The sequence below is a fragment of the Psittacicella gerlachiana genome (assembly GCF_003585965.1).
GTDB classification, from domain to species: Bacteria; Pseudomonadota; Gammaproteobacteria; order Enterobacterales; family Psittacicellaceae; genus Psittacicella; species Psittacicella gerlachiana.
Genome location: NZ_NRJF01000007.1, coordinates 1 through 6952, shown reverse-complemented (window position 1 = coordinate 6952; position 6952 = coordinate 1). Strand labels below are relative to the sequence as shown.

The following is a 6952-nucleotide window of genomic DNA, read 5'->3' as shown; positions in this document are numbered from 1 at the left end:
TATGATTTAAGTAAAATGCAGTTTAAGCATGAATTAAGAGATAAGTTTGCTTCCCTAGATAATCAAATTACTTATTTCCCTGACTCCTTATTAAACAAGAATTTTTATTTAGTTAATGAATATAAGGAATTATTCCAAGGACGTTATGGACCTAATGTAGATAGGTTTAACAACTATCTTACGATAATTTCTCGTAATCCTATTTTAAATAATTTATTTATTCTCTTTAAAGGTAATGTTGATTTTTATAATTTAACAGCAGAATTAAAGCATGAATATTTAAATAAAATAGAAGCTCGTATGGAATTAGGAAAAGAGGCTTTTGATAATGGTATTGTTGAGTTACGTCGCCAATATATCAAGGATAAAGAAAAGTTTCTTACCGAATTTAACTTAAATGAGATTCAGCAAATTAGTCAAAATACGCAGTTGTACTACGAAAGTTTAAAAAATCTTATTCAAGAGTATCGTGAACAGATGATAGCTTCAAATGATGAAGAAGAAATTGAATTTGTCTTAGTTGAAGATGATGAAGAGTAATTGAGGTTAAAATGTTAGTTTCAATATATACTACAAAAGATAGTAAATATTTTCTTTATGTACCTTTCGATGCTAAATTAAAAACTAATTTGGATTTATATGAAGATATTCCTGAGATAGTAAAAGATAAGTTTAAATCAGGAAGATTTATTAAAACTATAGATACCGAAGTAAAGAAATTAGTACAAATTGAAAGTTTGGAAGAGTTACATAAAGCTTTATCAACTACGGGGTACTATTTATTTAAGATAGATGAAGAATTTGTTGAGCGTCAAATTCAGCGAGCAATCGCAAAGTAAGATAAGTAATCTCTAATTTTAATGTATGTTTAAATTATCAAATGTTGAGTTTAATTTAGAGGGGCGAGCTTTATTAGCCCCTTTATCTATGGAATTTTTACCCGGAAAGGTCTATGGACTTATAGGACATAATGGTTCTGGTAAGTCTACTTTACTAAAGCTTTTAGCTCGTCAAGAAACTCCTAGTATGGGAAGTATTCTCTTTCTAGATCGAGAAATTAAAGATTATAAAGCTAAAGAGTTTGCAAGATCTGTTGCTTATTTACCACAGTATTTACCTGTACAAACTTTTTTAACGGCTTCTGAGTTAGTAGCTATGGGAAGATTTGCTTGGCAAGGACTGTTTAGTCGCTCAAGTGATGAAGATAAAAAAATTGTTGCCGAAAGTTTAAAACTAACTAATACCGAAAAGTTTGCTCATAGTCTTGTAGATAACTTATCAGGTGGAGAAAGATCTCGTGTATGGTTAGCTATGCTTTTAGCTCAAAAAACGCAATTTATTCTTCTTGACGAACCTCTAGCTGCTCTAGATGTAGCTCATCAAGTTGAGGTGATGAAATTATTAAAAGATCTCAGTGTCAAACTTGGAATAGGAATCATAATTGTTATTCACGATATAAATTTAGCTGCGAGATTTTGTGACAAATTAGTTGCCTTGCATACAGGAAAAGTCATTTTTGAAGGGGACGCTCAGCAATTAATGCAAGAGGAGGTTCTCAAAGATATTTATAACATAGATTTAACCGTGATAGATCATCCGCATGAAGCTGGGGTGAAAGTGTCATTCTATTAAAGGAAGAGTTTGTCTATGTTTAAAATAATCTTTACTTTGTGTTTATGTTTTTTAGCAACTCTTAACTCTTTTGCAAATAATGAAGAAAAGTTAAGAGTAGCAACAGTAGATTGGACGGTTGCTGAGACTTTATTAGCTTTAGGGGTAAATCCTGTAGGTGTAGGTGATGTTTCTAGTTATAACCTTTGGGTAAAAGAGCCTAAGATTAATTTAGAAGTAACTAAAGATTTAGGAACAAGATTACAGCCTAATTTGGAGTTAATTACGAGACTAGATATAGCTTTATTTATTAATACTCCAATGTATGCAAGTCTACAAACAAAGTTAGAAAAGTTTGCTCCAGTAATGACCGTAGATTTTACCGCTGAAAATAATATTTGGCAAAGAATTAGTGACTCTACCTTAGAGGTGGCAAAGCTAACTAATAATTTAGCTCAGGGTCAAGCTTTAATTGTTAAAGCTAATCAAGAGTTAGAAGGCTTAAAAGAAAAATTACAGTTAGAGCCTAAAGTACCAATTGCTGTAGTGCAGTTTGCTGATAGTAAAAATTTTCGTTTATATGCTGGCAATTCAATTGTAGGTGCAGTACTTGAGCGTTTAGGATTAGAAAATGTGCATCCTGAAGCAGGAAATCTTTGGGGATTTGTAAACTTAACCATTGATAGTTTAGCGAGTTTTCCTGAGAATACTCAGTTGGTAGTGGTAAAGCCTTACCCTATAGATGTGCCAAACAAGCTAGCGATGAATAGCTTATGGAACTATTTGCCGTTGAGTAAAAATGTTATTGTCATTCCTGAAACTTGGACTTTTGGAGGAATTCCTTCTGCATTACGTTTTGCAAATTTATTAGTTCAAGGGTTAGAGGGGGATAAAGGACAATGGTAAGAAAACTTAATATTTTTGCTTTAGGGTTATTTATCCTTGCTACTTGCTTATTTGTTATGCTAAGTAAATTACAACTACAAGGAATAGGTTTTAAGCAAAGTTTTTCCTTATACACGAATAATTTACAAGTATTACTGTGGCAAAATTATACTTTACCTAGAGTATCCATGGCGATTCTCTCTGGAATAGGCTTAGGTATAGCTACCGTAATTTTACAACAATTAACCAAAAATACTTTAGCTTCAGATAATACTCTTGCCGTAAGTTCCGGAGCTCAGTTAGCTATAGTTATAACCTTTGTCTTTTTCCCGAATTTTTTAATTTATGGAACAAGTGTAATTGCCTTTATTGGAGCCTTTTCTGCTTTATATTTGGTACTTATTATCTCTATGCAAAAAACAACAAATCATATCATTGTTGTGTTAGCTGGGATGGTAGTAGGGGTATACTTAGCGGCCATATCGTCAACTTTAATTTTAATTTTTCCTGAAGAAACCAGGTCGGTTCTAACTTGGTCTGCGGGGTCATTAGTGCAAGATAGTTGGCTTGATAGTTTTTATCTCAGTTTAAATCTTCTCATAAGTCTAGTGGTTGTAGTACTATTTATTAAACCATTAAATATGTTGAGTTTAGATGAGGCTAGTGCAGTAAGATTAGGAGTGCCGGTAAACAGAATAAGAATTATTGGCTTAATTATCGCAGCTTATATAGTTGCAATTGTGATTGCTAGAGTCGGCATGTTAGGGTTTATTGGCTTGATTTCAGCAACGATCACACGTAGTTTTGGATCTCGTACTTTTAAACAATTGCTATTTTATACTCCAATAGTTAGTGCTTTGCTTTTATTGGTGACGGATTTAATTTTAAATTTAATTAATTATTTTTATCAAATCCAAATTCCAACTGGAGCGGTTACGAGTTTAGTTGGAACTCCTGTATTACTTTGGTTAATGTTTAAAGATAAGTCTGGAGCAAAACAAAAGCCTACGAGTGAAAAAATCAGAATCCAAAAAATCAATGTCAAAGTTATTTGTTACTTATTAGCAATTACAACTTTAATGATCTTGGTTAGTTTATCTTGGGATAGTTGGAAATTAAAAAATATCCAAGAGTTAATAGAAATCCTTGAATTAAGATCACCACGTTTGCTTTTAGTGATTGGAGCGGGGGTGATACTTGCTTTATCGGGGCTAGTATTACAAAGAATTAGCAATAATCCTTTAGCTTCACCTGAATTAATGGGAATTACTTCAGGGGTGAATTTAGGGATTATGTTAAGCTTATTCTTTGTAACTACAATTAGCTTACATTCATTAACTCTAGGGGGAATTATCGGAGCCCTAGTAGTTCTTGTAGCAATTATGGTTTTTAGTTTAAGAGGTGGTTTGCAACCGGAAAAGATTCTCATGGTGGGGATAAGTATTACAGCTTTATATGATGCCTGTTTGAGAATATTTATGGCAACTAATGATTTTAGAGCCTATACTCTTTTAAACTTAACTTCAGGTTCAACCTATTATGCAACCTTTAGTAGTGCCTTTTTTGTAATCTTAATCTCATTATTATTTACTGGAATAATTTTATTTCTTACAAAACAATTTGAGATTTTAAATTTACAGGTAACAATTGCAAGTCAACTAGGGTTAAATATCTTTCTTTTTAGATTATTCTTGATAGTAGTGGTAGCTCTAGTGGTAACTATTGCGACTATTAATATTGGAGCAGTAAGTTTTGTCGGTCTCTTAGCTCCACATGCGGCTCGAGCACTTGGTTTTTATCGTCCGAAATTGCAAATATTGGTAAGTATACTAATATCCATTCTTGTGATGGTTATTGCTGACTTTGTCGGTCGCAACCTAATTTATCCATATGAACTCCCTGTAGGTTTAATGTCTACTTTAATCGGTGGATTATATTTTATAATTTTAATGAAAAGATTATAAATAGGTGTTGGTTAATGATAAATATAGGGGTGTGAGTGCCATATTCTCTTAGAGTTTATAAGTGTTTGTTTAAGTAAATATTATTGTTAAACAATAGTTTAACTCTGGGGGGGTGGTAAATGTTTCTTTTAATTTAGGTCTTTGCTATAATTTGCAAAGATCTTTTTTTTGTAAAAATCATTTTAGTTTTAGTGTATGAATAAAATTTTAAAATTAACTACTTTATCTGTTTGTTTAATGTCTGCAGCTTCTTTTGCGGAGACAACAGAGAACAACTTAACTCTTAATAAAATTTCAGTAACCGGATCTTTAAGCAAAGTTGGAGGATTAAAATTCTATTCTCCTACTTCAAGCAGTAATGTAAATGTTGCTAATGCACAAGAGTGGGGTGAAGCACAGCTAGATTCCTCTTTAAGATATACTTCTGGGGTGCAAGCTCAACTTTATGGTGCTGACCTAGATGATACTTATTGGTATAAAATTCGTGGTTTTGATGCTAATTTATTTATAGACGGTAATCCAGTTTATAATGGTGGTTACACTTCTTATTCTCCAGTACTTTTTGGCTATGAAGAAATTGAAGTTGCTAAAGGAGCAAACTCAGTTTTATATGGTGCAAGTGAGTCTGGTGGTGCAATCAATTTAATTACCAAACGACCTAAGCTTCAACCACAAGGTTTAGTGCAATTAAATGTAGGTAACCGAGGTCAACGTGGACTAGCTGTAGACTACAATGGCAATTATGCAAACAAACTTTTATATCGTTTAGTATCTAGTTATAGCCATGCTAAAGGTGAAACTTACGGCACATGGGCTGAGCAATATTACTTTGCTCCGAGTTTAACTTGGTTAATTAATGATAAAAATAGCTTAACAGTATTAGCTTCAGTAGAAAAATCAACTGGAGTACCAACAACCAATTTCTATCCATTTGTAGGTACGGTAGATACTTCATCTTTTGAGATTTCAAGACGTACAAATTTAGGTAACCCTGAATTAGATTACTTTAATCGTTATGCCCAAAAATTTAACCTAGATTATACTTCTGAATTTGCTCAAGGTTGGCAGTTAGATCTTAGTTACAATTATTTACGTTCAAAACGTGATCAATTATCTAGTTACTATAGTTGGGCAAGTGCATTACCTGAATACTATAGAGGCTATTTATACAATAACACTACACAAAGATCACATACCTTAGATGCTCATGTGACGAACAAAAGTAATATTTTTGGTGGTAAAAATACTTTAGTATTAGGGGCACAATATAACTATATTAAAGTAGATGGTAAGTATGGTTATAACACATATACTGGATCATTTAATGTATTAGATCCAGTTTATACAGGTTCAGTTGATTTATCAAGCATGAATCCATACCTTGTAAATCAGCATCAAACAAGTTTATATTTACAAAACTCATTTGACTGGAACAACTTTATTCTTGATTTAGGCTATCGTTTTGATAAAGTAAGCAGCAAAAGTGATACTTTTGGCAGTGTGTCATCTTATGAAGCAACACGTAATACTTACTCTTTAGGTTTAATGTATAATTTTGACCTAGGTATTAGTCCATTTGTACACTACTCTACTTCATTTAAACCTTTAAGTGGAACAAGCGGTACTCAAGCTTATAAACCTATTACTGCAAGACAAATTGAATATGGTATCAAATACGTACCTGAGTTCATTGATGCTAAGTTCACTTTAACTGTATTTGACATTAAAGAGAAAAATAGCTTAATTTACACTTCAACTATCGCTCAACAAATTGGTAATAACTCAAGTAAAGGGGTAGAGTTAGAAGCAGATGTTAAATTATTAGATAATTTAAATCTAAATCTAGCTTATACTTATATGGATGCTAAAACCATGGTAACATCTGGTGATAAGAGTGGACAAAAAGTAAGAACTCCACTTACAGCATTTAACCAAGTTGCGACTAGAGTAAGCTATAGTTTTGAAAATATTCCATTAACACTTGGAGCAGGGGCTAGATTCTTTGGATCATCAAGTGATGAGCTAGGTAATAGTGGTAAAACTATTCCAAGTTATACTGTTTTTGATTTAATGGCTAAATATAACTTTACAAATAATTTAGATTTATTAGTAAGTGTGACTAACTTAACTAATAAAACTTATGTAACAGGTTGTTACTATTCTTGTTACTATGGTGAAGGGCGTAAAGTTAACGCTACATTAAGTTATAAATGGTAAGAAAAAAATTAATTAAAGTAAAAGGTGGGATTGTTTCTCACCTTTTTCTTTGTTTAAAATCAATTAATTAGGGAAAGTTTTATTATCATTTGTTGACAAAGGTGTTTTTCTTGTATATAATACTCAGCGTTGTCAGAAAACAGGAAGATAAATAAAATAATTGAATTTAAATAAATAAAATAAATTTAAAATATTTTATTGACATTGTTCTTAGGTATCTGATAAAATAAACAAAGTTGATAATAACTTATCATAATTAGTTCTTTAACAATTTA

6 protein-coding genes are annotated in these 6952 nt (G+C 31.8%); all 6 read left to right on the top strand.

The window, feature by feature from the left end:
• Positions 1 to 540 (top strand): hypothetical protein (locus CKF59_RS00295; protein WP_222985426.1); only part of this gene is annotated, 540 nt, incomplete at its 5' end.
• 11 nt (positions 541 to 551) lie between these two features.
• A complete protein-coding gene (locus CKF59_RS00290; protein WP_119533989.1) occupies positions 552 to 839 on the top strand; it encodes a polysaccharide deacetylase family protein in 288 nt (95 codons plus the stop codon).
• 25 nt (positions 840 to 864) lie between these two features.
• Positions 865 to 1632, top strand: coding sequence for an ABC transporter ATP-binding protein (locus CKF59_RS00285; RefSeq protein WP_119533988.1), 768 nt, complete (start codon positions 865 to 867; stop codon positions 1630 to 1632).
• Positions 1633 to 1647: 15 nt separating this feature from the next.
• Positions 1648 to 2517, top strand: coding sequence for an iron-siderophore ABC transporter substrate-binding protein (locus CKF59_RS00280; protein ID WP_119533987.1), 870 nt, complete (start codon positions 1648 to 1650; stop codon positions 2515 to 2517).
• Complete coding sequence (fhuB, locus tag CKF59_RS00275; RefSeq protein ID WP_119533986.1) at positions 2511 to 4460, top strand: Fe(3+)-hydroxamate ABC transporter permease FhuB; 1950 nt, start codon at positions 2511 to 2513, stop codon at positions 4458 to 4460. Before CKF59_RS00280 ends, fhuB begins: the two co-directional genes overlap by 7 nt.
• 195 nt (positions 4461 to 4655) lie before the next feature.
• A complete protein-coding gene (locus CKF59_RS00270) occupies positions 4656 to 6677 on the top strand; it encodes a TonB-dependent siderophore receptor (protein WP_119533985.1) in 2022 nt (673 codons plus the stop codon).
• Positions 6678 to 6952: the final 275 nt, after the last annotated feature.

Bases quoted from the DNA above. Each gene is read 5' to 3' on its own strand.
- CKF59_RS00285 (WP_119533988.1), top strand. From the start codon at position 865: ATGTTTAAATTATCAAATGTTGAGTTTAATTTAGAGGGGCGAGCTTTA.
- CKF59_RS00280 (WP_119533987.1), top strand. From the start codon at position 1,648: ATGTTTAAAATAATCTTTACTTTGTGTTTATGTTTTTTAGCAACTCTT.
- CKF59_RS00290 (WP_119533989.1), top strand. From the start codon at position 552: ATGTTAGTTTCAATATATACTACAAAAGATAGTAAATATTTTCTTTAT.
- fhuB (WP_119533986.1), top strand. From the start codon at position 2,511: ATGGTAAGAAAACTTAATATTTTTGCTTTAGGGTTATTTATCCTTGCT.
- CKF59_RS00270 (WP_119533985.1), top strand. From the start codon at position 4,656: ATGAATAAAATTTTAAAATTAACTACTTTATCTGTTTGTTTAATGTCT.